Below are 21,240 nucleotides of genomic sequence, written 5' to 3'. Positions count from 1 at the left end.
ACGTAGCCCAGTGGCTACCGGACGGACAGCAACGCCGGGTACCGTGGACCCGGTCCGGAACCCGGAAGACCTGCCACGGAGACCTGCTGCGGGCCTGAGGACACGCTAGGAGCGCAAGGTGTTCAACGACATAGGCCCACTCGAGCTGCTGACGCTCGTCGTTCTTGCTGTGCTCGTCTTCGGCCCGGACAAGCTGCCGAAGGTCATTCAGGACGTGACGCGCACGATCCGTAAGATCCGCGAGTTCTCGGACAGCGCCAAGCGGGACATCCGTGAGGAACTGGGCCCGGAGTTCAAGGACTTCGAGTTCGAGGACCTCAACCCGAAGACGTTCATCCGCAAGCAGCTGGACAACGACGAGCTCGGGCTGAAAGAGATCCGTAACGGCTTCGACCTGAAGAAGGAGATGGCCGAGGTCACGGAGGCCGTGCAGAGCGCGGACGAGTCCTCGTCCGGCTCCGCCGCCGCGTCGTCCGGTTCGGCTCCCGCCAGGATCGACATGCAGAAGAAGCCGGAGAAGCCGGCGGCGGACGACCACCCGCCGTACGACGCCGACGCGACCTGACGCCTACGTGACCTGACGGCGTCGCGACTCGCCGCCCAGCGGCCCGGCGACCCGCCCGGACGCCCCGGCGACCCGCCCCGCGTACCTGCCGGAACCCGGGGTGCCCTGCCCGGGTGTGGCATCCTGCCTTGTTGTTGCGCGGATCGGTGGCGACGCCCGAGGGGGGTGGGCCGCCGCGGTCCGACTGAGCGAGGAGGCGGCCGGGTACATGGAGACGACGAGTCGGGTAGGCGCGCAGGCGCCCGCGGCGGAAGGGGCCCCCGAGGTCCTGACGGCCCGGCGCACGGTCGACGGCTACCTGCTGGCGCCCTTCCCGTGGTACGGCCTCGACGAGGCGTTCACGGGACCGCGGTGGCTGATGCAGGTCGGCGCCTCGGCGGAGGGCGCCGTCGAGCACGGTTCCATCGGGCACGGCGACGAGCCCACCGTGCGGAGCGAAGGACCGGAGGACAAGGAGCGGTTCGCGGTCGTGGTGACCGTGGCGGCCAGCCCCGTGCGGCGCAGCGCCGACGGTACGGGTGTGCTTGAGGCGACCTCGGTCTCCTCGGCGGCCTGGCTCGCGGGAGGCGGCCTGCTCAACGTCACGTGGCCGGGACAGATGGACCACACCCTGCGCGACGACTGGCTGGACCAGCAGACCGAGACGGCGTGGACCCTCGCGGACGACCTCGAGAGCGCGGACTGGACGACGCTGTCCCTGCCGGTGGACGGCGTCCCGATGCCCTTCCACTACCGCGAGTCGGAGTTCGGCTGGGTCCTGGCCGGGTCGACGCAGGCGGGCGTGCACCTGGGGGCGTACGGGCGCGGCATGAGCGCGTACGGCCTCGGATTCTCGATGATCAAGGACATCGGCGCCTACGAGGCGTAGGGGCTCCGCGTACGCCGATGGGGCACGGTCGCGATGACCGTGCCCCATCGGCTTAAGCCCAGCGGGTCAGAACTTGTTGCGCGGGGTGATTCCCAGCGACATGCCCGACAGGCCGCGCGCGCGGCCGCCCAGCTTGCCGGCGATGGCACGCAGGGCCGAGCCCGCGGGGGAGTCGGGGTCGGTGAGGACCACCGGCTTGCCCTCGTCGCCGCCCTCGCGCAGCCGGACGTCGATCGGGATGGAGCCGAGCACCGGGACGTTCGCCCCGGTCGTCCGCGTGAGGCCCTCGGCGACGCGCTCGCCGCCGCCCGTGCCGAACACGTCGACCATCTCGCCGCAGTGCGGGCACGGCAGCCCCGCCATGTTCTCGACGACGCCGACGATCTTCTGGTGGGTCTGGACCGCGATGGAGCCGGCACGCTCGGCGACCTCGGCCGCCGCCTGCTGAGGCGTCGTGACGACGAGGATCTCCGCGTTCGGGACGAGCTGCGCGACGGAGATCGCGATGTCGCCCGTGCCCGGCGGCAGGTCGAGGAGCAGGACGTCCAGGTCGCCCCAGAAGACGTCGGCGAGGAACTGCTGGAGCGCGCGGTGCAGCATCGGGCCGCGCCACACGACCGGCGCGTTGCCCGGCGTGAACATGCCGATCGAGATGACCTTCACACCGTTCGCCGACGGCGGCATGATCATGTTCTCGACCTGGGTGGGACGGCCCTCGGCGCCCAGCATGCGCGGCACGCTGTGGCCGTAGATGTCGGCGTCCACGACACCGACCTTCAGGCCGTCGGCGGCCATCGCGGCCGCGAGGTTCACCGTCACCGAGGACTTGCCGACGCCGCCCTTGCCGGACGCCACCGCGTACACACGGGTCAGCGAGCCGGGCTTGGCGAAGGGCACCTCACGCTCGGCCGTGCCGCCGCGCAGCGCGGCGGCGAGCTCCTTGCGCTGCTCGTCGCCCATCACGTCCAGCGTGACGTCGACGCGCGTGACGCCCTCGACGGCCGCGACCGCGTCGGTCACGTTCTTCGTGATGGTCTCGCGCATGGGACAGCCGGAGACAGTGAGGTACACGGTGACCGCTACCGCGCCATCCGCGCCGATCTCCACAGATTTGACCATCCCCAGCTCGGTGATGGGTCGCTGGATCTCGGGGTCGTTCACCGTCGCCAGTGCTTCGCGCACCGCGTCTTCCGTAGCCATACGCCGATAGTACGGCGCGGTAACCCTTGTCCGGAAAGCCCTGTCAGCGGTCGTCTACGTCACGTCGGTGAGCCGCGTCGGAAGAAGAGCCCGCCGGGAAGGTGACGCGATGGTCCTCCAGCTCCTTGAGCAGGTCATGGAGTTCGGAGCGGATCCAGTCGCGGGTGGCGACCTCGCCGAGGCCCATGCGCAGGGCGGCGACCTCGCGGCTGAGGTACTCGGTGTCGGCGATGGACCGCTCGTTCTGCTTGCGGTCCTGTTCGAGGTTGACCTTGTCGCGGTCGTCCTGCCGGTTCTGCGCGAGCAGGATGAGCGGAGCGGCGTACGAGGCCTGGAGCGAGAGCATCAGGGTCAGGAAGATGAACGGGTACTGGTCGAAGCGCAGATTGCCCGGCGCCGAGACGTTCCACACGACCCACGCGATGATGATCACCGTCATCCAGACGATGAACCGGCCCGTCCCCAGGAAGCGCGCGATCCGCTCCGAGAGGCGTCCGAAGGCCTCCGGGTCGTAGTCGGGCAGCAGCTTGCGGCGCGGGGGGCGCGGCAGGTCGAGCCGGAAGCGCGGCGCCCGCGCGGCCTCGGGACGGCCGTCCCGCTCGCGCTCAGCCGGCGCCATGGCTCACCTCCCCGTCGGCCAGGTGGAACTCCTGCTCGCGCCAGTCCTCCGGCAGCATGTGGTCGAGGACGTCGTCCACAGTGACCGCGCCGAGCAGCGAACCGCTCTCGTCGACGACGGGCGCCGCCACCATGTCGTAGGTCGCGAAGAACCCGGCGACGACCGGGAGCGCGGCGGACGGCGCGAGGGCCTGGAGGGCCTCGTCGAGCATCGACGAGACCAGCGTGTACGGGGGATCGCGCAGCAGCCGCTGGAAGTGCACCGTGCCGAGGTACTTGCCGGTGGGCGTCTCGTCCGGCGGCCGGCACACGTACACCTGCGCGGCCAGCGCAGGGGAGAGGTCGGGGTTGCGGACCCGGGCCAGCGCGTCGGCGACGGTCGCGTCGGGCCGCAGCACGATCGGCTCGGTCGTCATCAGACCGCCCGCCGTCCTTTCCTCGTACGCCATCAGGCGCCGCACGTCGGCCGCGTCCGAGGGCTGCATCAGCGCGAGCAGCCGCTCCTTGTCGTCCTCGGGCAGCTCGCGGAGCAGGTCGGCCGCGTCGTCCGGGTCCATCTCCTCCAGGACGTCGGCGGCGCGCTCCTCCTTGAGCTTGCCGAGGATCTCGATCTGGTCGTCCTCGGGCAGCTCCTCGAGGACGTCCGCGAGCCGCTCGTTCGAGAGGGCCGACGCGACCTCGGCACGGCGCTTGGCGGAGAGGTGGTGCAGGACGTTGGCGAGGTCGGCCGGGCGCAGCTGCTCGAACGTGGCGAGGAGGTTCTCGGCGCCCTGCCCGTGCTCGTCCAGCGAGAACCCGTCGACGGCCGACCACTCGACGGTGAGCGTCTCGCCCTTGGCGCGGCGGAAGGTGCCACCGCTCTTGCCCTTGCGTACGAAAACCCGGTCGATCTCCCAGTCCCTGCGCGCCGGCAGCTGCTGGATGGAGACGTCGAGGACCGTCACCTCCTCACCGGACTCGACGAGCCGCACCCGCCGGTCGAGCATCTCGCCGAGGACGAGCCGCTCGGTGGGCCGCTGCTCGAAGCGCCGCACGTTCAGTACGCCGGTGGTGATGACCTGGCCGGACTCGATACCGGTCACGCGGGTCATCGGCAGGAAGATGCGGCGCCGCGTGGAGAGCTCCACGACGAGCCCGAGCAGCCGGGGCGGGCGGCGGCCGACGCGCAGCATGGCGACGAGATCGCGGACGCGCCCCACCATGTCGCCGTTGGGATCGAAGACGGCGATGCCGGAGAGATGCGAGACGAAGATCCGGGGGGCGCCTGCCGCCATGCGCCGGGCCTCCTTTACATCCGCATTTGTTCTGAAGGTGTGCTTCAGGCTAGCCCGTCCCGGTCCCGTGCGCCTTTGCGCTGCGTCCGGACGGACTGGCTCCGTTCACCGCAGGTGACACGGGTACGCTGCCGTTCTGCCGCCGAGCAAGACGTCGTACGAGAGGTAGCGCGAGCCGTGACCGTACTTCCCCTGGCCCGCCGTTCCCATGGGATTCTTCTGGTGGGAGTGATGTGCCTCGGGCTCGCGGCGTGCAGCAGCGAGGATCCGGACGCGGGCACGAACGGCGTCGCCAAACTGACCGCCCCGAAGATCCAGAGCCGCACCGTCAAGGCCGCGCAGGGTGCCGGGGCCGTGCATCTGTCCGGCACGGTCGTCAGCAGCGGACACTCGTACAAGATCGACATGCGGCTCAAGGACGAGGGTGGCACGGGATCCGTCACGACGGGCGGCCGGACCTTCCAGCTGCTGCGGGTCAAGGAGCATCTGTTCCTCAAGGCCGACGCGGACTTCTGGACGCACCAGGACGGCAAGGGTTCGGGCAGCACGGCGCAGGGGGACACGGCCGCCGCGGACAAGCTCGACGGCAAGTACGTCAAGGTCCCGCAGGGCGACCCGGCCTACAAACGCCTGAGCGGCTTCACCGTCAAGGGCGCGCTCCTGGACGGCCTGCTCACGCTCCACGGCAAGGTGGAGAAGGGCGACCGGGGCTCGTCGGACGGCGTACGCACGGTCGAACTCACCGGCGACAAGGGCGCGGGCGGCACGCTCGACGTCTCCCTCGAGGGCACCCCGTACCCGCTGCGCCTGGAGCGAGCGGGCGGCGCCGGCACGCTCCAACTCACCGACTGGGGAAAGGACTTCGCGCTCCGCGAGCCGGGCAAGGGCGAGATGGTGGACTACGGGGCCCAGCTCCCGACGTCCTGAGCCCTCTTGGAAGGGCCCCTACTTCCCGCGCCGCTTGCGGCGGAGCAGGAGGTGAGGGAGCGCCGCGGGGGCCTCGCGGCGGGTGGTTGCCGTGGTGGCGAGCGGTGCGGCGGCCAGCGCGTCGGACGACGGCGGGACCATGGACCCCGTCGGCTCCAGCCGGAGCACCCGGCACTCGCGTGCCCAGCGCTCCGGCATCGCCTCGCCGTCCGGCGCGTTCAGGCGCTTGCCCTTCAGCTCGGCGACAGCCGCCTCCCAGCCCTCGGAGTGCGGGGCGAGCTCGACGACGCGGGCCGTCCAGCCCACGAGGCGCCCGCCCTTGTCCTTGCTGCGCACGGTGACGGTCGCCGCCCCGCCGTCGGTGAGGCCGGGCAGCGGCTGCTCGCCGGGCCCGTCGCCGACCAGGTTCGCCGCGCCCTCGTGCCACACGTGCCACAGGGCGCGCTCGGGGCCGGAGGCACCTCGTACCCAGATGAGGCCGGACTTCTTGGTGGCCTCCTCGACGAGGGCCTGGTCCATCAGCAGGTCCGCCGCGGAGCGGCTCGTCGAGGGGTGGTGGTCGGGAGAGGGGGTGGCCTGATCCGTCATGGTCGTCAGCCTATCCGTGCGACTCAGAGCCACCCGTTCCGCTTCAGGATGCGGTGGATCGCGAAACAGGCGCCGACCGTGACACCGAGGACGAGCGGGTAGCCGAACCGCCAGTGGAGCTCCGGCATGTGCTCGAAGTTCATCCCGTAGACGCCACAGACCATCGTCGGTACGGCGATGATCGCCGCCCAGGACGTGATCTTGCGCATGTCCTCGTTCTGCGCGACGGACGCCTGCGCGAGGTTGGCCTGGAGGATGGAGTTGAGCAGTTCGTCGAAGCCGACGACCTGCTCCTGCACGCGCGCGAGGTGGTCTGCGACGTCACGGAAGTACTTCTGGATGTCCGGGTCGACGAGCCGCATCGGCCGCTCACTCAGCAGTTGCATGGGCCGCTGGAGCGGCGCCACCGCCCGCTTGAACTCCAGGACTTCGCGCTTGAGCTGGTAGATCCGCCCGGCGTCAGTGCCGCGCGGAGCGCCCTTGCCCGTCTGCGAGAAGACGTCCGTCTCGACCTCGTCGATGTCGTCCTGCATCGCGTCGGCGACGGCGAGATAGCCGTCGACGACGTGGTCCGCGATGGCGTGCAGGACGGCGGACGGGCCCTTGGCGAGCAGCTCGGGGTCGTCCTGGAGCCGGTGCCGCAGCGCCCGCAGCGAGCCCTGGCCGCCGTGCCGGACGGTGATGAAGAAGTCCCGCCCGGTGAAGCACATCACCTCGCCGGTCTCCACGACCTCGCTGGTCGCGGTGAGTTCGGCGTGCTCGACGTAGTGGATGGTCTTGAAGACGGTGAACAGGGTGTCGTCGTAGCGCTCCAGCTTGGGGCGCTGGTGGGCGTGGACGGCGTCCTCGACGGCGAGCGGGTGGAGCCCGAACTCGGCCGCGATACCGGCGAATTCGGACTCGGTCGGCTCGTGCAGCCCGATCCAGGCGAAGCCGCCCTCGCGGCGCGCCTTGCGGATCGCGCCGCCGGGCGTCAGGCAGTCGTTGTCGTGGACGCGGGCGCCGTCGCGGTAGACGGCGCAGTCGACGACGGCCGTGGACGTCGACGGGTCGCGGGTGGTGTCGTACGGGGCTGACGTGCTGCCGGTCTCGCGCGGCGCGGGGCGGACAGCGGCACGCAGGTCACGGATCATCGACATGGGCAGGCTCCTTCGCGGGCGGGAGCCGCCGGTGGCCATACGGGTCGGCGCTAACCGGAATGAGGACGTCCTGACTGCGGATCCTGTGTGCACGTCCACAAAGCGGGGAGCACCGCGACCGGCGCGGTGGCGGCTTCGCTACTGATTCAGATCAGGCGGAAACGAAGTGCTCTTCCGTGGTGCGCAGACAGACTGGAGCGTGCGCGGAAAGCCGGGAAAATGCGGCTCAGTGGCCGGAAGAGCGGGTGGTACTGCACGGTCGACTTCGGTCCATTGCAGCCCCACCTCCTCCAGCCGGTCCCCCGTGAGGGACGACGTCTCATCCCTCGCAGGGGACGCATATAGGTCAGGGGCTCGAAAGCAACGCTTGGCGTGCTGCCCCTACCAGCGGCCAAGACTATCAGCCGACTGAAGAAGCGAGCCCACCCTCTACCCATTGGATACGAGTTCTATGCTCGCGACATGGGAGATGTTCTTGCTCTGGTCGAGGCCCGACTCCGTACGGCCCTCGGTGAACCGGACGCGCGCGCCGCGGTCACGTTCCTCGGCACCGACTGCATCGAGGTGCTGCGCTTCACGGACGCGGCGGACACCGGCCTCGTGCGCTACGCCACGCTCGGTATGTCGGCCGCCCCCATGGCCGACCCGACGTCCGCGCTCGCCGACCCGCTCAAGGGCCCGCGCGCGGAGCTCGTGCTGTCGGTGCGCACCGGCAGCGCCGACACCGACAAGGTGCTGCGCCCGCTCGCCGTACTCGCCGCGTCGCCACAGGTCGAGGGTGTCGTCGTGGCCGCGGGCGCCTCGCTCGACGTGGGCGAACCCCTGTGGCCCGGCGCCCCGTTCACGTCGGTGCTCGTCGCGGAGTCCGGGGGCCTCGTGGAGGACCTGGAACTGGACGATCCGCTGGATCCCGTACGGTTCCTGCCGCTGCTGCCGATGACGCAGAACGAGGCGGCGTGGAAGCGGGTGCACGGCGCTGCCGCCCTCGAGGAGAAGTGGCTGAACAGCGGAACGGATCTGCGCGATCCGCTGCGCAAGTCCGTGCCGCTCGACCAGTGACCAGTCGCGCGAACTCGCACGGAGAGCGTTGGCGTACACACGCAGTAAATTAGCTCAGCTAATTATTGTAGACTGCATCTAATTTTTCCGGGGAGGTGCTGTGACGTCCCGCCCCCGGAAGGGTGATCGTCCTTGACGGAGCGGGAGTCGGGGAGGACCGTTGGTCCCTATGAGGGGCGAACCCAGTTGCCCGAAGTGTGGTGGCCGGGTCAGGGCTCCCGGCCTTTTCTCCGACTCCTGGCAGTGCGACGTGCACGGGGCGGTGCATCCGCTGCAGCCCGTGATCCCGCCCAGCGTCGAGGCGCTCACCGTCGTGGCGCACCGCGCCCAGGTGCCGGTGTGGATGCCGTGGCCGCTGCCGGTCGGGTGGCTCTTCACCGGAGTGGTCAGCGCGGGCGACGACCGCACGGGCGGCAGAGCGACCGCGGTGGCGTGCTCGGGCCCCGGACCGCTCGGCGGTGTGGGGGAGATGGTGCTCGTCGCGGAGGAGCTCGGCGTCGGTCTCGGCGCCCGGTACGCGGGCATCGACGGCCCCGACCCCGGCCCGCACATGAACGTCGAGAAGCCGCCCCAGGTCAAGGTCCTGGCCGCCGGACGCCCGACCCCGATGTGGCACGTCTCCGGCACCCCCGACGACCGCGCGGTCTTCGCGGGCGAGGCGCGCGGGCTGTGGGTGTGGGCGATCGTGTGGCCCGAGCAGACCGGGCTCCTGATGTACGACGAGCTGGTCCTGACCGACCTGCGCGACGTGGGCGCCGAGGTCGACATGGTGCCCTGCGGCGCGCTGTCGCCACGCATCCTCATGTAAGGGGTCGTACTGGGAGACGACGGTGACGGGAGCGCTCCGGATCCCCGTTATCCTTGAGCGTCCCCTTCCGTCCGTTCAGAGCCTGGAGTACGCGCGTGCGCATCGATCTGCACACCCACTCCACCGCCTCCGACGGCACGGACACCCCGGCCGAGCTGGTCCGTAACGCGGCCGCCGCCGGTCTGGACGTCGTCGCACTCACCGACCACGACACGAGCCGCGGGTACGCGGAGGCCGTCGCCGCGCTGCCGGCCGGACTCACGCTCGTCACCGGCGCCGAACTCTCCTGCCGCCTCGACGGCGTGGGCCTGCACATGCTGGCCTACCTCTTCGACCCCGACGAGCCCGAGCTGCTGCGCGAGCGCGAGCTCGTACGGGACGACCGGGTGCCGCGCGCGCAGGGCATGGTCACCAAGCTCCAGGACCTCGGTGTGCCCGTGACCTGGGAACAGGTCGCCCGCATCGCCGGCGACGGGTCCGTCGGCCGCCCGCACGTCGCGGAGGCCCTCGTCGAACTCGGCGTCGTCGGATCCGTCTCCGACGCCTTCACGCCCGACTGGCTCGCCGACGGCGGCCGCGCGTACGTCGGCAAGCACGAGCTCGACCCCTTCGACGCGATCCGCCTGGTCAAGGCCGCGGGCGGGGTCACCGTCTTCGCGCACCCGGCGGCCGTCAAGCGGGGGCAGGTCGTGCCCGAGTCGGCGATAGCGGACCTGGCCGCGGCCGGACTCGACGGCATCGAGACCGACCACATGGACCATGAACCGGCCACGCGGGCCCGCCTCCGGGGCCTCGCCGCCGACCTCGGCCTCCTGGCCACGGGCTCCTCCGACTATCACGGCAGCCGGAAGACGTGCGTACTCGGCGAGTTCACCACCGACCCCGAGGTGTACGGGGAGATCACGCGCCGGGCGACCGGGGCGTTTCCCGTGCCGGGGGCCGGCGGGACCACCGCGTAACCCGCGCCCTGCCGCGATCCGGCGGGCCGCTCCCCTCACGCCCCGGTGCGGGCTCACGCACCGCACCCCCACGCACAACGCGTCCCGGCTGATCCCGCGGACCCCACTCGCAAGGCCACACCCGTGTTCGATGTCGCTGTTTTCGGATCCCTTTTTCTCACGCTATTCGTGATTATGGACCCCCCTGGGATCACCCCGATCTTCCTCGCGCTCACCGCGGGCCGGCCCGCCAAGGTGCAGAAGCGGATGGCCTTCCAGGCCGTCTGTGTCGCCTTCGGTGTCATCGCGGTGTTCGGGCTCCTGGGCCACCAGATCCTCGACTACCTGCATGTCTCCGTCCCCGCGCTCATGATCGCGGGCGGGCTGCTGCTGCTTCTCATCGCGCTCGACCTGCTCACCGGCAAGACCGACGAACCGAAGCAGACCAAGGACGTGAACGTCGCGCTCGTGCCGCTCGGCATGCCGCTGCTCGCGGGCCCCGGCGCGATCGTGTCCGTCATCCTCGCCGTGCAGAAGGCGGACAGCGCCGCGGCGCAGGTGTCGGTGTGGACGGCGATCGTCGCCATCCACGTCGTCCTGTGGTTCGTGATGCGCTACTCGCTGCTGATCATCCGCGTCATCAAGGACGGCGGCGTGGTCCTGGTGACGCGCCTCGCGGGCATGATGCTCTCCGCGATCGCCGTGCAGCAGATCATCAACGGCGTGACCCAGGTGATCCAGGGCTCCTGACGTCGAGCCCTCTGACGCCGGGCCCTCGCCCCGCGCACGCAAAAGAGCCCCCGTACGGATCTCGTACGGGGGCTCTGAAGCGTGTTATTCGATTACGTACGGTGTATCAGGAGTCGTCGTCGCGTTACGAGGCCGGCGACTCGGCCGGGCGGATGTAGAGGCGCTGCCCTATGGCGGCCGCCTGCTGAACGATCCGGTTGACGGAGGCGGCGTCCACGACAGTGCTGTCCACGGCGGTTCCGTCGACATCGTCGAGTCGCATGATTTCGAAGCGCATACCCGCTTCTCCCTTCGTCTGGTCATCCTCCTGGAGGAGAACTACTGGTACGGGGCAACAGTCTTGCCCCGTCGAACGGCCAGGCGGTTGCCTGACCGTTAAGAGTGGATTGCGCGGCTTCAGTGCCCCGCGTTCTATAGGGATCAACGGGTTGCCCCCAGCAAACATTCCCTACGCTAAGGAAATTTTTCGCGAGACTAATTACCCACGGGTAGTGGGACCGGTTGTGTTCGCAGCGTGACGGCCGGGACAATGGGTCGCATATGAACGACGACCTGACGGCCATCCGCGCGGAGCTCGACCGTACGAACGAGCTGCTCAAGCGCATGCTCGCCGAAGTGGCCAAGACCCCGTCCACTCACGCGATCTTCGTGGACGCCGGATACCTCTACGCCGCCGCCGGCCGCCTCGTCACCGGGACCGAGGACCGCAGAGCCTTCGACCTCGACGCCGAAGGCATCGTCGACGCCCTCATCGACAAGGCCCGCACGATCTTCGCGGACAGCCGGCTGCTGCGCGTCTACTGGTACGACGGCGCCCGGCGCCGCATCCACACGAACGAACAGCAGTCGATCGCCGAGCTGCCCGACGTCAAGGTCAGGCTCGGCAACCTCAACGCCCACAACCAGCAGAAGGGCGTCGACTCCCTGATCCGCACGGACCTCGAGTCGCTCGCCCGGCACCGCGCCATCAGCGACGCCGCGCTGATCGGCGGGGACGAGGACCTCGTCTCCGCGGTCGAGGCCGCACAGGGCTACGGCGCACGCGTCCACCTGTGGGGCATCGAGGCGCCCGAGGGCGCCAACCAGGCGGACCCGCTCCGGTGGGAGGTCGACAGCCAGCGCACGTTCGACCTGGCGTTCTTCAAGCCGTACGTGTCCCGGCGCACCGCGACGGCGACGTACGAGAATGCGGGCACGCCCCGCCCCTCACGGGAGGACGTGCGCTTCGTCGGCGCGCAGATCGCCGCGAAGTGGCTCGCCGCGCGCGGCAGGGAGTCACTGGTCGAGCTGCTGCCGGGGCACCCGTATCTGCCCGGGCCCGTCGATCAGGAGCTGCTCGTCGAGGCGGAGGCCCTGCTGCAGTACTCGCTGCGGGGGCAGTCCGATCTGCGGCGCGCCCTGCGGGACGGCTTCTGGAGCCATCTCCAGGCGCAGTACTAGTACGGCGGCCTCCGGCTAGACCACGGGCGGGTGCAGGTCCCAGAACGCGGCCAGGGCCGCCGCGGTCTCCTGGGGGCGGTCCGTGTTCGGGGAGTGCTCCGCGCCCGCGATGACGGTCCTGCGGGCCGAGAGGCGTACGGCCATGGAGTCGAGGAGCTGCACCGGCCAGGTGTCGTCGCGCTCGCCCGACAGCACGTGCTTGGGCAGCCGGACGGCTGCCAGCTCGTCGACCAGGTCGGGTTCCGTGCACAGCTGGCGGCCGGTCGCGATGAGCTGCGCCGGACTGTTGAGCAGCCAGCGGTGCCGCAGGGCGGCGGCGTCGTCCGCGCCCGCTCCGGGGGCGTCCGTCTCCTCCGGGGCGTCGAGCGCCTGTATCGCGTCCCATACCTGTGCCATGTCGAGCACCGCGAGTGCGTCCCGCAGCAGCTTGACCCGCTCCTGCTGCGACGGCGAGATCTGGGCCGGGCCCGAGGACATGAGGGTGAGCGAGGCGAACGGCGTCGCGTCGATCAGCGCGGCGGCCCGGGCGATCTGCCCGCCGAGCGAGTGACCCACCAGATGCAGCGGCGTCCCGTCGTCCACGACGGCCGCCTGTGCGAGCACATCGCGGGCCAACTCCCGCTGTGCATAAGGGGATTCGTCGTCGAGTGGCCCCGTCGACTCGTACTGCCCCCGCCCGTCCACGGCGACCGTGCGGTACCCGGCGGCGGCGAGCGGGACGTGCAGGGCGATGAAGTCCTCCTTGCTGCCGGTGAACCCGGGCAGCAGGAGGGCGGTACCGGTGTGCCCGGCGTCCTGCGGACCGGCACTGATGGCGGCGAAGTCGCCGCGCTCGGTCCGAAGAACGTGGGCGACGGCGCCGGGCGGCGGGACGAAAACGGGAGGCCGACTCATGCGACGAGGCTAACCGCAGTGCCGCCGCGGGTCATTCGGGGATGGGGCGGGGCTCCCCGCGACCTCCGTGACCGTGAACGCCGATGGCCCGGCCCCGCTTTCGCGGGTGCCGGGCCATCGGCTTGCTACGTGGTCCTGCTCAGCTCTCCGTCGGCTCCGCGGCCTTGCGGGTGCGGCGGCGCGGCTTGGCGGGCGCCTCCTCGGCGGACGCGTCGGCGGTGGCCTTGGGGGCCGCGGCCTTGCGCGTGCGCTTCGGCTTCGTCTCCGTGACCTCGGCAGCCGCGTCGGCGGTCGCCTTGGGGGCGGCGGCCTTGCGGGTGCGCTTGGGCTTGGTCTCCGCAGGAGCCTCGACGGCCTCGACCGTGTCGACGACGGCCTCCGCGGTCTTGCGGGTGCGGCGGCGCGGCTTGGTCTCGGCCTCCTCGGCGACGACCGCCTCGGCGGTGGCCTTGGGGGCGGCGGCCTTGCGGGTGCGCTTCGGCTTGGCCTCGGCGACCTCCGTCGCCTCGACGGTGTCCGCCACGGCCTCGGCCTTGGGCGCCGCCTTGCGGGTGCGCTTGGGCTTGGTCTCGGCAGGAGCCTCGACGGCCTCGACCGTGTCGGCGACGGCCTCCGCGGTCTTGCGGGTGCGGCGGCGCGGCCTCGGGACCGTCGCCTCGACGGTCTCGGCGACCTCCTGGGAGGCGGCCGCCTTGGGGACGGAGGCCTTACGGGTGCGCTCCGGCTTGGTCTCCGAGGCCTCGGGCGCCTCGACCGTGTCGACGACAGCCTCGGCCGTCACGACGGCGGCGGTCTCGACGACGGCCTCCGGCGCGGCGCCCGAACGGGTGCGACGGCGACGACGCGGCGTACGCGGCTCCACCACCGTGGCGTCCACGGCCTCGGAGGCCGCGACCGCCTCGGCCGGAGCCGTCTTCGGCTCGTTCGCCGTCGGGGCGGCCACCGGCTCGCCGTTACGGATACGGCGACGGCGACGCGGCGTCGTACGCGCCGGACGCGGCTCGCGCTCGCGCTCCTCGACGGGAGCCGGAGCGGCCGTGCGGCCACCACGGCCGCCGCGCCCGCCACGGCCACCGGTCTCGCCGAGGTCCTCGACCTCTTCGGCGGCAAGGCCGGCCCGGGTGCGCTCGGCGCGCGGCAGCACGCCCTTCGTGCCGGCCGGGATGTTCAGCTCCTCGTACAGGTGCGGAGACGACGAGTACGTCTCGACCGGGTCGGGGAACTTCAGGTCCAGCGCCTTGTTGATCAGCTGCCAGCGCGGGATGTCGTCCCAGTCGACCAGCGTGATCGCGATGCCCTTGGCACCCGCGCGGCCCGTACGGCCGATGCGGTGCAGGTACGTCTTCTCGTCCTCGGGGGACTGGTAGTTGATGACGTGCGTCACACCCTCGACGTCGATGCCGCGAGCGGCGACGTCGGTGCAGACGAGCACGTCCACCTTGCCGTTGCGGAACGCCCGCAGGGCCTGCTCACGCGCGCCCTGGCCGAGGTCACCGTGGACGGCGCCGGACGCGAAGCCGCGCTTCTGCAGCTGGTCGGCGATGTCCGCGGCGGTCCGCTTCGTACGGCAGAAGATCATCGCGAGCCCGCGGCCGTCGGCCTGCAGGATGCGCGCGACCATCTCCGGCTTGTCCATGTTGTGCGCGCGGTAGACGTGCTGCGAGGTGTTCGCGACCGTCGCGCCCTCGCCGTCGGGCGACGTGGCGCGGATGTGCGTCGGCTGCGACATGTAGCGACGGGCCAGGCCGATGACGGCGCCGGGCATCGTCGCGGAGAACAGCATGGTCTGGCGCTTCGCCGGAAGCATGTTGATGATCTTCTCGACGTCGGGCAGGAAGCCCAGGTCGAGCATCTCGTCGGCCTCGTCGAGGACGAGGGACTTGATGTGCTTCAGGTTGAGCTTCTTCTGGCCCGCGAGGTCGAGGAGACGGCCCGGGGTGCCGACGACGACGTCGATGCCCTTCTTGAGGGCCTCGACCTGCGGCTCGTAGGCACGGCCGCCGTATATGGCGAGGACGCGCACATTGCGCACCTTGCCGGCGGTCAGCAGGTCGTTCGTGACCTGCTGGCACAGCTCACGGGTGGGGACGACGACGAGCGCCTGCGGGGCGTCGGTCAGCTGCTCGGGCTGCGCCCGGCCCGCCTCGACGTCCGCGGGCACGGTGACGCGCTCGAGGAGCGGAAGCCCGAAGCCGAGCGTCTTGCCGGTGCCGGTCTTGGCCTGGCCGATGACGTCGGTGCCGGAGAGCGCTACGGGGAGCGTCATCTCCTGGATGGGGAAGGGGTTGATGATGCCGACGGCCTCGAGGGCTTCGGCGGTCTCGGGAAGGATCCCGAGCTCTCGGAACGTGGAAAGCTGCTGCGTAGTCAGGGTGTTGCCTCTTCTGTGAGACGCGGTGCGAGGCGAACGCGGGGGTCGTGACCGTGCCGATTGATCGCCGGTCGCCAGCGAGAGGCGGGCGGGCCGGGTGACGCGGGACCACTGCCGACGCTCGAGCGCTCGTGCCGCTGAGGGTCCCTCCTCATGCCGTACGTCGTGTGACGTACCGCCCGGAGGGCTGTCGGGTCGGAGCCGATCGGGCCACCGACCGGGCATCCTCATTCATGTAGCCCGTCGAAAACGCGTACAAACACACACGTAAAAGTGCTGCTCGTACCCGGCGGGCTCTTTACCACCATACCCCGGAATCGCGCATGCGCGATGGCCGAATTGGTCACGTAGTCGTCGTCACAGTCATTGACCAGGGACTTCCGTGCGGCGGCCGGCGGGCTATTGTGCGCTTCATGGAGACGCCCGACACCGCCGCCGCAGCCGACGAACCCACCGGAATCGCCGCCCAGGACTGGGCGAAGGCATCCGTCGACCCCCATTACCGCGCAGCGGTCGTGGATCTGCTCGGCGCACTCGCGTACGGAGAGCTGGCCGCCTTCGAGCGGCTCGCCGAGGACGCGAAGCTGGCGCCGACGCTCGGCGACAAGGCCGAGCTCGCGAAAATGGCGTCCGCCGAATTCCACCACTTCGAGCAGCTGCACGACCGGCTCTCGGCGATCGGCGTCGCGCCGACCGAGGCGATGGAGCCCTTCGTCGCCGCGCTCGACGGCTTCCACAAGCAGACCGCGCCGTCGGACTGGCTGGAAGGCCTGGTCAAGGCGTACGTCGGCGACTCGATCGCCAGTGACTTCTACCGAGAGGTCGCCGCGCGCCTCGACTTGGACACCCGCTCCCTCGTCCTCGCCGTCCTCGACGACACCGGGCACGCCAGCTTCGCCGTGGAGAAGGTGCGAGCCGCGATCGAGGCCGAGCCGCGCGTGGGCGGGCGGCTCGCGCTGTGGGCGCGACGCCTGATGGGTGAGGCGCTCTCGCAGTCGCAGCGGGTCGTCGCCGACCGGGACGCCCTGTCGACGATGCTCGTCGGCGGCGTGGCCGACGGTTTCGACCTCGCGGAGGTCGGCCGGATGTTCTCGCGGATCACCGAGGCGCACACCAAGCGGATGGCCGCGCTGGGGCTCGCGGCCTGAGGCCGCCTCACCGTCTCACCGCCGGTCGGTCACGGCCTAGGCCGGCGCCGACCGGCGGACTGGGGCAGAGGGGCGGAGCAGCAGCGACAGGAGCGCCACGCCCACGACGACCGCTCCGATGAGGGTGGCAAGGGCGTGGCCGGAGCCGAGCGCGGTGTGGGTCAGAAATGCCCCGAAGAGCGCACCCGCGATTCCCGTCGGCAGTACGAGCGCCCGGGGCGGGAGCCGGCGTGGCAGGCGGACCGTCGCGGCCCAGGCGAGGCCGAAGCCGAGCAGGGCGGAGCCGAGCGCTTCCAGAAGCATCGTGTGAGGTCCCTCCCGCATTGGCCGTGGTGCAAATCGGTCTTGACCGGTGTACCCCCAGGTCGCGGAATGCAATCCTCCCCGTATGGGTCCGCTGTGCTCACGCTGTGAAGGCCGGGGCGTCGCGGACAGGCACGGGAAAGGCCCGGTGGCTGTTGCCACCGGGCCTTTCCCGTATGTCTTTCGTTCTGCCGTACGTGTGGTTACACCGGGCCGAAGCCCACCTTGCGCACCGCCGGCTCACCGATCTCCACGTACGCCAGGCGCTCGGCCGGCACCAGGACCTTGCGGCCGTGCTCGTCCACCAGAGTCAGCAGCTGCGCCTTGCCGGACAGTGCCTCGGACACCGCGCTCTCGACTTCCTCGGCGGTCTGGCCGCTCTCCAGAACGATCTCGCGGGGCGTGTGCTGCACGCCGATCTTGACCTCCACGGCCTTGTCCCTCCGACGATCCGTGATGTGCGCGGACGACCGCGCCGTACCCACCACACATTAGCCCGGTGAGGGGACGTACCTGGCGTCCACGCTGCACGCCAGGAGCGAACAAGACCGTAAACGCCGCGCGCCGTGCGCCGCGCCTCGTCAGTGGTGTTCGGTGCCGTGCAGCGGGAAGCCGGCGATGCCCCGCCAGGCCAGGGACGTCAGGAGCTGCACGGCCTTGTCGCGCGGCATTGTCGACTTGCTGGAGAGCCAGTAGCGCGCCACGACCTGCGATACGCCGCCCAGGCCGACGGCGAGCAGCATCGACTCGTCCTTGGACAGGCCGGTGTCCTCGGCGATGACGTCGCAGATCGCCTCCGCGCACTGCAAGCTGACGCGGTCCACGCGCTCGCGCACCGCGGGCTCGTTCGTCAGGTCCGACTCGAAGACGAGGCGGAACGCGCCGCCCTCGTCCTCCACGTAGGCGAAGTACGCGTCCATCGTGGCCGCGACCCGCTGCTTGTTGTCGGACGTGGAGGCCAGTGCCGTGCGCACGGCCAGCAGGAGCGCCTCGCAGTGCTGGTCGAGCAGGGCCAGGTAGAGGTCGAGCTTGCCGGGGAAGTGCTGGTAGAGCACCGGCTTGCTGACGCCCGCGCGCTCCGCGATGTCGTCCATGGCCGCGGCGTGGTAGCCCTGTGCGACGAATACCTCCTGGGCCGCGCCCAGGAGCTGGTTGCGTCGGGCACGGCGCGGCAGGCGCGTGCCCCGAGGGCGCGCTGCCTCTGTCTGCTCGATGGCTGTCACGCCGCCTCCCAAGATTGTCCGTGTGCGGTGTGCGCCGCTTCGCCATCGTACTTTTCGGTAACCGTGGTGTGCGCGGTGCGAACGCACAATTTCACGGACCGGACAGCTATGGAAACCGTCCGCATGCGGGCAAATACGGGCAGGTCACCGATAGTCGTCCTCGTCCAGCTCCACCACGCGGGCCTGTTCGGCCCGGTCCGCCTCGTTCGCGGCGTCCGGGTCCGCGTCCGCCGGAGGGTCGTCCCGGTGCGGAGCGAGCTCCGTGAGCTGCTCGGCCGCGTCCGCCTCGGGGGCCTCGACGCCGAACTCCGCGTCATCCTCCTGTGCCTCGAATGTGTCGGGATCGGATGGGTCGACCGTCATGGCGGCTCCCTTCCCTCATGTGTCCTTGTGCGTCCTCATGTGGGCGGGTGCCCAGATCCGAGCGTAGGAGACACCAGAACGGGGCGCGATGCGATCTGTGACGGCGAACACACGATCCAGTGCGTGATCGTCTCGTAACATATCCCGCATGTCTTCGACCGAGTCGCCGCGTGTGCCCGCCGCCGTCGCGGCCGTGGGGCCCAAGCCGGCCACCGTCAGGGTCGTGGAGGGCGAGCGGCTCGGCTCGGTCGGCCTTCCGGGGCTCACGCTCACCATCCGCTCCCGCCCCGGCATCCGCGCAGGGCTGCCGCCCGCGCTGTACGTGCACGGCCTCGGCGGCTCGTCCCAGAACTGGTCGGCCCTCATGCCGCTCCTGGAGGACGTCGTCGACGGCGAGGCGCTCGACCTGCCCGGCTTCGGCGACTCACCGCCGCCGGACGACGGCGACTACTCGGTGACCGGGCACGCCCGCGCCGTCATCCGCCACCTCGACGCGGCGGGCCGCGGACCCGTCCACCTCGTCGGCAACTCCCTCGGCGGGGCGATCACGACCCGGGTCGCGGCCGTACGGCCCGACCTCGTGCGCACCCTCACGCTCGTTTCGCCCGCACTGCCCGAGATCCGCGTGCAGCGCACGGCGGTACCGACCGCACTGCTTGCCGTACCGGGCGTGGCCTCGCTCTTCACTCGCCTCACCAGGGACTGGACCGCCGAACAGCGGGTGAGCGGCGTCACGGCGCTCTGCTACGGGGATCCCGGCCGGGTCAACCCCGAGGGGTACCGGGCCGCCGTCGAGGAGATGGAGCGACGGCTTCAACTGCCTTATTTCTGGGACGCGATGGCCCGTTCGGCGCGTGGCGTTGTGAACGCGTACACCTTGGGCGGGCAGCATGGGCTCTGGCGTCAGGCCGAACGTGTCCTCGCGCCCACGCTCCTCGTCTACGGTGGACGCGATCAGCTCGTGTCCTACCGGATGGCGGCGCGGGCCGCGCGGACGTTCCGTTCCTCGCGGCTCCTGACTCTGCCGGACGCGGGGCACGTGGCGATGATGGAGTATCCGGAGACGGTCGCCACGGCGATGCGTGAACTCCTCGCGGATGCGGGGGAACTGACCGAAGGCGACAGGACGAGCGGGCGGGGAGCTGAGGCGGCGAGTGGGACGGCATAGCCGCCGGGGGCCGGCACCGGCACCGGCGCCGGCACCCTTGGACGACGCGGAGGCGGTCGCGGCAGGCCGCGGCCGTCGCCGGCGCGGCGCCCCCGATGTCCCACGCCCCACCACGCCGGGGCCCCAGGCGCAGCAGGGCGCCCCGCGCGGGCAGGCCCAGCCGGGGCCGGCCCCGTACCGCGGCGCACCGCCGAACGCCGGGCCGCCGCGCGGATTCTCCGAGGCGACGCCCGCGCACGGTTTTCCCCAGGCGACTCCGCCGCGCGGTTTCCCGCAGGCGACCCCGCCGCGGGGCTTCCAGCAGGCGGCTCCGCCGCAGGGGCCCACGTCGCGTGGGTTCTCCGAGGCGACCCCCGCACATGGCTTTCCGCAGGCGACCCCGCCGCACGGTTTCCCCGCGCAGGGGACTCCGGCTCAAGGGTCGCCCCGTGTGACGCCGTCCCATGGATTTCCGCAGGGCACGCCCGCGCACGGCGTTCCGCATGTGCGGGGTGGGCATCCTGAGCAGTTCGAGGGGGGTGCCCGGGGCGAGACCCGGATGGGCGTCGGGTACGCGGCCGCGCCGGTCGTGCCGACGCCGCGCAGCAGGCCGCGGCAGGACTACGTAGACGCGTTCGCCCAGCCCTCGCAGCCCCGGCGCCCCTCCGGCCCGTACGCCGACGTCACCGACTGGGACGCGCAGGGCGGCGAACCCGACGAGGCCGCCGCCGGGTCTGCCGAGGACGAGGAGCCGGGTGACAAACGGCGCAAGGGCCGTACGTACACCGGCATCGCGGCCGCCGCCGTGACCACGGTGCTCGCCGTCGTCGTCGCCGGACATGTCGCCCAGGGGCGCGGCGACAAGGCCGACACCCAGGCGCAGCCCGCGGGCGGACCCGACAAGCGGTCGACGAACGGGTCGGCGTCGCGTTCGGACGACCGGGCCACCCCTGGGGGCAAGGCGCGGCCCGTCATCCCGCTGACGTACGACCAGAAGATGGGCAAGACGTATCCCCTGTCCGCCAAGCTCAAGGGTTCCGGGAAGTTCACGGCGGTGCCCGGATTCGACAAGGCGCCGGGCAAGGGGCAGAAGTTCCAGTACCGGATCGACGTCGAGAACGGGCTCGGGCTCGACGGCGGGCTTTTCGCGCAGGCCGTGCAGAAGACCCTGAACGACGACCGCAGTTGGGCCCATGACGGCGGCAGGACTTTCGAGCGGATTTCCTCCGGAAAGCCCGACTTCGTGATTACGCTCGCCAGTCCGGGGACCACCGGCGTCTGGTGCGAGAAATCCGGGCTCGACACGACCGAGGACAATGTGTCCTGCGATTCCGCCGCCACCGACCGCGTCATGATCAACGCCTATCGGTGGGCGCAGGGATCGACGACGTACGGGAACAAGATCCATCTGTACCGGCAGATGCTCATCAACCACGAGGTCGGGCACCGGCTCGGGTTCAATCACGTGACCTGTGCGAAGAACGGCGCGCTCGCGCCCGTCATGCAGCAGCAGACCAAGTTCCTGACCTTCGGCGGAATCACCTGCAAGCCCAACCCCTGGGCCTTTCCCAAGAGTTGAGCCGCAGGGGCAAGGTCGCGTTGACATCCGGCGAAAGT

General features: G+C 70.9%; 23 protein-coding genes. 11 read left to right on the top strand and 12 right to left on the bottom strand.

Translation table 11 applies throughout. The annotated features are described in order from the left end of the window. Window positions 1-118 precede the first annotated feature (118 nt). Window positions 119-565: a sec-independent translocase gene (locus OG698_RS18895; RefSeq protein ID WP_399969854.1), complete on the top strand. Its 447-nt coding sequence runs from the start codon at window positions 119-121 to the stop codon at window positions 563-565. 208 nt (window positions 566-773) lie between these two features. Further along, a complete protein-coding gene (locus tag OG698_RS18890) occupies window positions 774-1,433 on the top strand; it encodes a hypothetical protein (protein ID WP_406104214.1) in 660 nt (219 codons plus the stop codon). Between the two features lie 66 nt (window positions 1,434-1,499). Here OG698_RS18890 and OG698_RS18885 read toward each other — a convergent pair whose 3' ends face one another. Genes OG698_RS18885 through OG698_RS18875 form a run of 3 tightly spaced genes read right to left on the bottom strand, consistent with a single transcriptional unit; the run spans window position 1,500 to window position 4,525 of the window. After that, window positions 1,500-2,633 carry an Mrp/NBP35 family ATP-binding protein gene (locus OG698_RS18885; protein ID WP_326774235.1) on the bottom strand — a complete coding sequence of 378 codons (1,134 nt, stop codon included), beginning with the start codon at window positions 2,631-2,633 and terminating at the stop codon, window positions 1,500-1,502. Between the two features lie 43 nt (window positions 2,634-2,676). Beyond that, window positions 2,677-3,252, bottom strand: a complete 576-nt coding sequence (locus OG698_RS18880) for a DUF1003 domain-containing protein (protein WP_406104212.1) — start codon at window positions 3,250-3,252, stop codon at window positions 2,677-2,679. After that, a complete protein-coding gene (locus OG698_RS18875) occupies window positions 3,239-4,525 on the bottom strand; it encodes a magnesium transporter MgtE N-terminal domain-containing protein (protein WP_406104210.1) in 1,287 nt (428 codons plus the stop codon). The genes OG698_RS18880 and OG698_RS18875 overlap by 14 nt, the downstream gene beginning before the upstream one ends. Window positions 4,526-4,702: 177 nt before the next feature. Between OG698_RS18875 and OG698_RS18870 the strand changes: the two genes are divergently transcribed. Next, entirely contained in the window at window positions 4,703-5,452 is a 750-nt protein-coding gene (locus OG698_RS18870) for a hypothetical protein (protein WP_406104208.1), read from the top strand. An 18-nt stretch (window positions 5,453-5,470) separates the two neighbouring features. Here the strand turns inward: OG698_RS18870 and OG698_RS18865 are convergent, their stop codons facing one another. After that, the gene (locus tag OG698_RS18865; protein ID WP_406104207.1) at window positions 5,471-6,040 is read right to left on the bottom strand and encodes a hypothetical protein; all 570 of its coding nucleotides are present in this window, start codon (window positions 6,038-6,040) and stop codon (window positions 5,471-5,473) included. Window positions 6,041-6,063: 23 nt separating this feature from the next. Then, window positions 6,064-7,179, bottom strand: coding sequence for a magnesium and cobalt transport protein CorA (locus OG698_RS18860; protein WP_329570586.1), 1,116 nt, complete (start codon window positions 7,177-7,179; stop codon window positions 6,064-6,066). A 462-nt stretch (window positions 7,180-7,641) separates the two neighbouring features. Here OG698_RS18860 and OG698_RS18855 point away from each other — a divergent pair, with 462 nt between their 5' ends. The 4 genes from OG698_RS18855 to OG698_RS18840 all read left to right on the top strand — a co-directional run bounded on the left by OG698_RS18855 (window position 7,642) and on the right by OG698_RS18840 (window position 10,734). After that, on the top strand, window positions 7,642-8,238 hold the full coding sequence (locus OG698_RS18855; RefSeq protein WP_406104206.1) for a suppressor of fused domain protein: 597 nt from the start codon (window positions 7,642-7,644) through the stop codon (window positions 8,236-8,238). Window positions 8,239-8,407: 169 nt separating this feature from the next. Next, window positions 8,408-9,046, top strand: a complete 639-nt coding sequence (locus tag OG698_RS18850; protein ID WP_406104205.1) for a DUF6758 family protein — start codon at window positions 8,408-8,410, stop codon at window positions 9,044-9,046. A 95-nt stretch (window positions 9,047-9,141) separates the two neighbouring features. Further along, a complete protein-coding gene (locus OG698_RS18845; RefSeq protein ID WP_406104204.1) occupies window positions 9,142-10,005 on the top strand; it encodes a PHP domain-containing protein in 864 nt (287 codons plus the stop codon). A gap of 123 nt (window positions 10,006-10,128) precedes the next feature. Beyond that, entirely contained in the window at window positions 10,129-10,734 is a 606-nt protein-coding gene (locus OG698_RS18840; RefSeq protein WP_406104203.1) for a MarC family protein, read from the top strand. A 124-nt stretch (window positions 10,735-10,858) separates the two neighbouring features. Here OG698_RS18840 and OG698_RS18835 read toward each other — a convergent pair whose 3' ends face one another. Beyond that, entirely contained in the window at window positions 10,859-11,011 is a 153-nt protein-coding gene (locus OG698_RS18835) for a hypothetical protein (RefSeq protein ID WP_165914635.1), read from the bottom strand. A 263-nt stretch (window positions 11,012-11,274) separates the two neighbouring features. On the opposite strand from OG698_RS18835, the gene OG698_RS18830 reads away from it, so the two are divergent. Beyond that, window positions 11,275-12,174 carry an NYN domain-containing protein gene (locus tag OG698_RS18830; protein WP_326774228.1) on the top strand — a complete coding sequence of 300 codons (900 nt, stop codon included), beginning with the start codon at window positions 11,275-11,277 and terminating at the stop codon, window positions 12,172-12,174. 15 nt (window positions 12,175-12,189) lie between these two features. Here OG698_RS18830 and OG698_RS18825 read toward each other — a convergent pair whose 3' ends face one another. Together OG698_RS18825 and OG698_RS18820 are read right to left on the bottom strand one after the other, a co-directional pair. Beyond that, window positions 12,190-13,068 carry an alpha/beta fold hydrolase gene (locus tag OG698_RS18825; protein WP_406104200.1) on the bottom strand — a complete coding sequence of 293 codons (879 nt, stop codon included), beginning with the start codon at window positions 13,066-13,068 and terminating at the stop codon, window positions 12,190-12,192. Between the two features lie 139 nt (window positions 13,069-13,207). Then, a complete protein-coding gene (locus OG698_RS18820; protein WP_406104199.1) occupies window positions 13,208-15,334 on the bottom strand; it encodes a DEAD/DEAH box helicase in 2,127 nt (708 codons plus the stop codon). 518 nt (window positions 15,335-15,852) lie between these two features. On the opposite strand from OG698_RS18820, the gene OG698_RS18815 reads away from it, so the two are divergent. After that, window positions 15,853-16,587, top strand: a complete 735-nt coding sequence (locus tag OG698_RS18815; RefSeq protein ID WP_406104197.1) for a ferritin-like fold-containing protein — start codon at window positions 15,853-15,855, stop codon at window positions 16,585-16,587. 36 nt (window positions 16,588-16,623) lie between these two features. On the opposite strand, the gene OG698_RS18810 is transcribed toward OG698_RS18815, so the two are convergent. The 4 genes from OG698_RS18810 to OG698_RS18795 all read right to left on the bottom strand — a co-directional run bounded on the left by OG698_RS18810 (window position 16,624) and on the right by OG698_RS18795 (window position 18,476). Continuing rightward, window positions 16,624-16,890, bottom strand: coding sequence for a hypothetical protein (locus OG698_RS18810; protein ID WP_399970369.1), 267 nt, complete (start codon window positions 16,888-16,890; stop codon window positions 16,624-16,626). A gap of 203 nt (window positions 16,891-17,093) precedes the next feature. After that, a complete protein-coding gene (locus OG698_RS18805; RefSeq protein ID WP_199841939.1) occupies window positions 17,094-17,321 on the bottom strand; it encodes a DUF3107 domain-containing protein in 228 nt (75 codons plus the stop codon). Window positions 17,322-17,471: 150 nt separating this feature from the next. Continuing rightward, on the bottom strand, window positions 17,472-18,113 hold the full coding sequence (locus OG698_RS18800) for a TetR/AcrR family transcriptional regulator (RefSeq protein ID WP_406104196.1): 642 nt from the start codon (window positions 18,111-18,113) through the stop codon (window positions 17,472-17,474). A 144-nt stretch (window positions 18,114-18,257) separates the two neighbouring features. Beyond that, window positions 18,258-18,476 (bottom strand): hypothetical protein, encoded by a 219-nt coding sequence (locus tag OG698_RS18795; RefSeq protein ID WP_100596648.1) that lies wholly within the window; start codon window positions 18,474-18,476, stop codon window positions 18,258-18,260. A 148-nt stretch (window positions 18,477-18,624) separates the two neighbouring features. Between OG698_RS18795 and OG698_RS18790 the strand changes: the two genes are divergently transcribed. Beyond that, window positions 18,625-19,644: an alpha/beta hydrolase gene (locus tag OG698_RS18790; RefSeq protein WP_406104194.1), complete on the top strand. Its 1,020-nt coding sequence runs from the start codon at window positions 18,625-18,627 to the stop codon at window positions 19,642-19,644. Further along, on the top strand, window positions 19,631-21,202 hold the full coding sequence (locus OG698_RS18785) for a DUF3152 domain-containing protein (RefSeq protein WP_406104192.1): 1,572 nt from the start codon (window positions 19,631-19,633) through the stop codon (window positions 21,200-21,202). The genes OG698_RS18790 and OG698_RS18785 overlap by 14 nt, the downstream gene beginning before the upstream one ends. The last annotated feature ends 38 nt before the right edge of the window (window positions 21,203-21,240 follow it).

It is taken from the genome of Streptomyces sp. NBC_01003, assembly GCF_045162695.1.
In the GTDB taxonomy this organism is placed as follows: Bacteria; Actinomycetota; Actinomycetes; order Streptomycetales; family Streptomycetaceae; genus Streptomyces.
The sequence above is the reverse complement of the archived record's forward strand: the minus strand, read 5'-3'. Positions and strand labels throughout refer to the sequence as shown.

What these genes read in the sequence shown, in the direction of transcription:
- OG698_RS18890 (WP_406104214.1), top strand. Translation starts at nt 774, where the DNA reads ATGGAGACGACGAGTCGGGTAGGCGCGCAGGCGCCCGCGGCGGAAGGG.
- OG698_RS18885 (WP_326774235.1), bottom strand. Translation starts at nt 2,633, where the DNA reads ATGGCTACGGAAGACGCGGTGCGCGAAGCACTGGCGACGGTGAACGAC.
- OG698_RS18880 (WP_406104212.1), bottom strand. Translation starts at nt 3,252, where the DNA reads ATGGCGCCGGCTGAGCGCGAGCGGGACGGCCGTCCCGAGGCCGCGCGG.
- OG698_RS18875 (WP_406104210.1), bottom strand. Translation starts at nt 4,525, where the DNA reads ATGGCGGCAGGCGCCCCCCGGATCTTCGTCTCGCATCTCTCCGGCATC.
- OG698_RS18865 (WP_406104207.1), bottom strand. Translation starts at nt 6,040, where the DNA reads ATGACGGATCAGGCCACCCCCTCTCCCGACCACCACCCCTCGACGAGC.
- OG698_RS18860 (WP_329570586.1), bottom strand. Translation starts at nt 7,179, where the DNA reads ATGTCGATGATCCGTGACCTGCGTGCCGCTGTCCGCCCCGCGCCGCGC.
- OG698_RS18855 (WP_406104206.1), top strand. Translation starts at nt 7,642, where the DNA reads ATGGGAGATGTTCTTGCTCTGGTCGAGGCCCGACTCCGTACGGCCCTC.
- OG698_RS18850 (WP_406104205.1), top strand. Translation starts at nt 8,408, where the DNA reads ATGAGGGGCGAACCCAGTTGCCCGAAGTGTGGTGGCCGGGTCAGGGCT.
- OG698_RS18835 (WP_165914635.1), bottom strand. Translation starts at nt 11,011, where the DNA reads ATGCGCTTCGAAATCATGCGACTCGACGATGTCGACGGAACCGCCGTG.
- OG698_RS18830 (WP_326774228.1), top strand. Translation starts at nt 11,275, where the DNA reads ATGAACGACGACCTGACGGCCATCCGCGCGGAGCTCGACCGTACGAAC.
- OG698_RS18825 (WP_406104200.1), bottom strand. Translation starts at nt 13,068, where the DNA reads ATGAGTCGGCCTCCCGTTTTCGTCCCGCCGCCCGGCGCCGTCGCCCAC.
- OG698_RS18820 (WP_406104199.1), bottom strand. Translation starts at nt 15,334, where the DNA reads ATGACGCTCCCCGTAGCGCTCTCCGGCACCGACGTCATCGGCCAGGCC.
- OG698_RS18815 (WP_406104197.1), top strand. Translation starts at nt 15,853, where the DNA reads ATGGAGACGCCCGACACCGCCGCCGCAGCCGACGAACCCACCGGAATC.
- OG698_RS18810 (WP_399970369.1), bottom strand. Translation starts at nt 16,890, where the DNA reads ATGCTTCTGGAAGCGCTCGGCTCCGCCCTGCTCGGCTTCGGCCTCGCC.
- OG698_RS18795 (WP_100596648.1), bottom strand. Translation starts at nt 18,476, where the DNA reads ATGACGGTCGACCCATCCGATCCCGACACATTCGAGGCACAGGAGGAT.
- OG698_RS18790 (WP_406104194.1), top strand. Translation starts at nt 18,625, where the DNA reads ATGTCTTCGACCGAGTCGCCGCGTGTGCCCGCCGCCGTCGCGGCCGTG.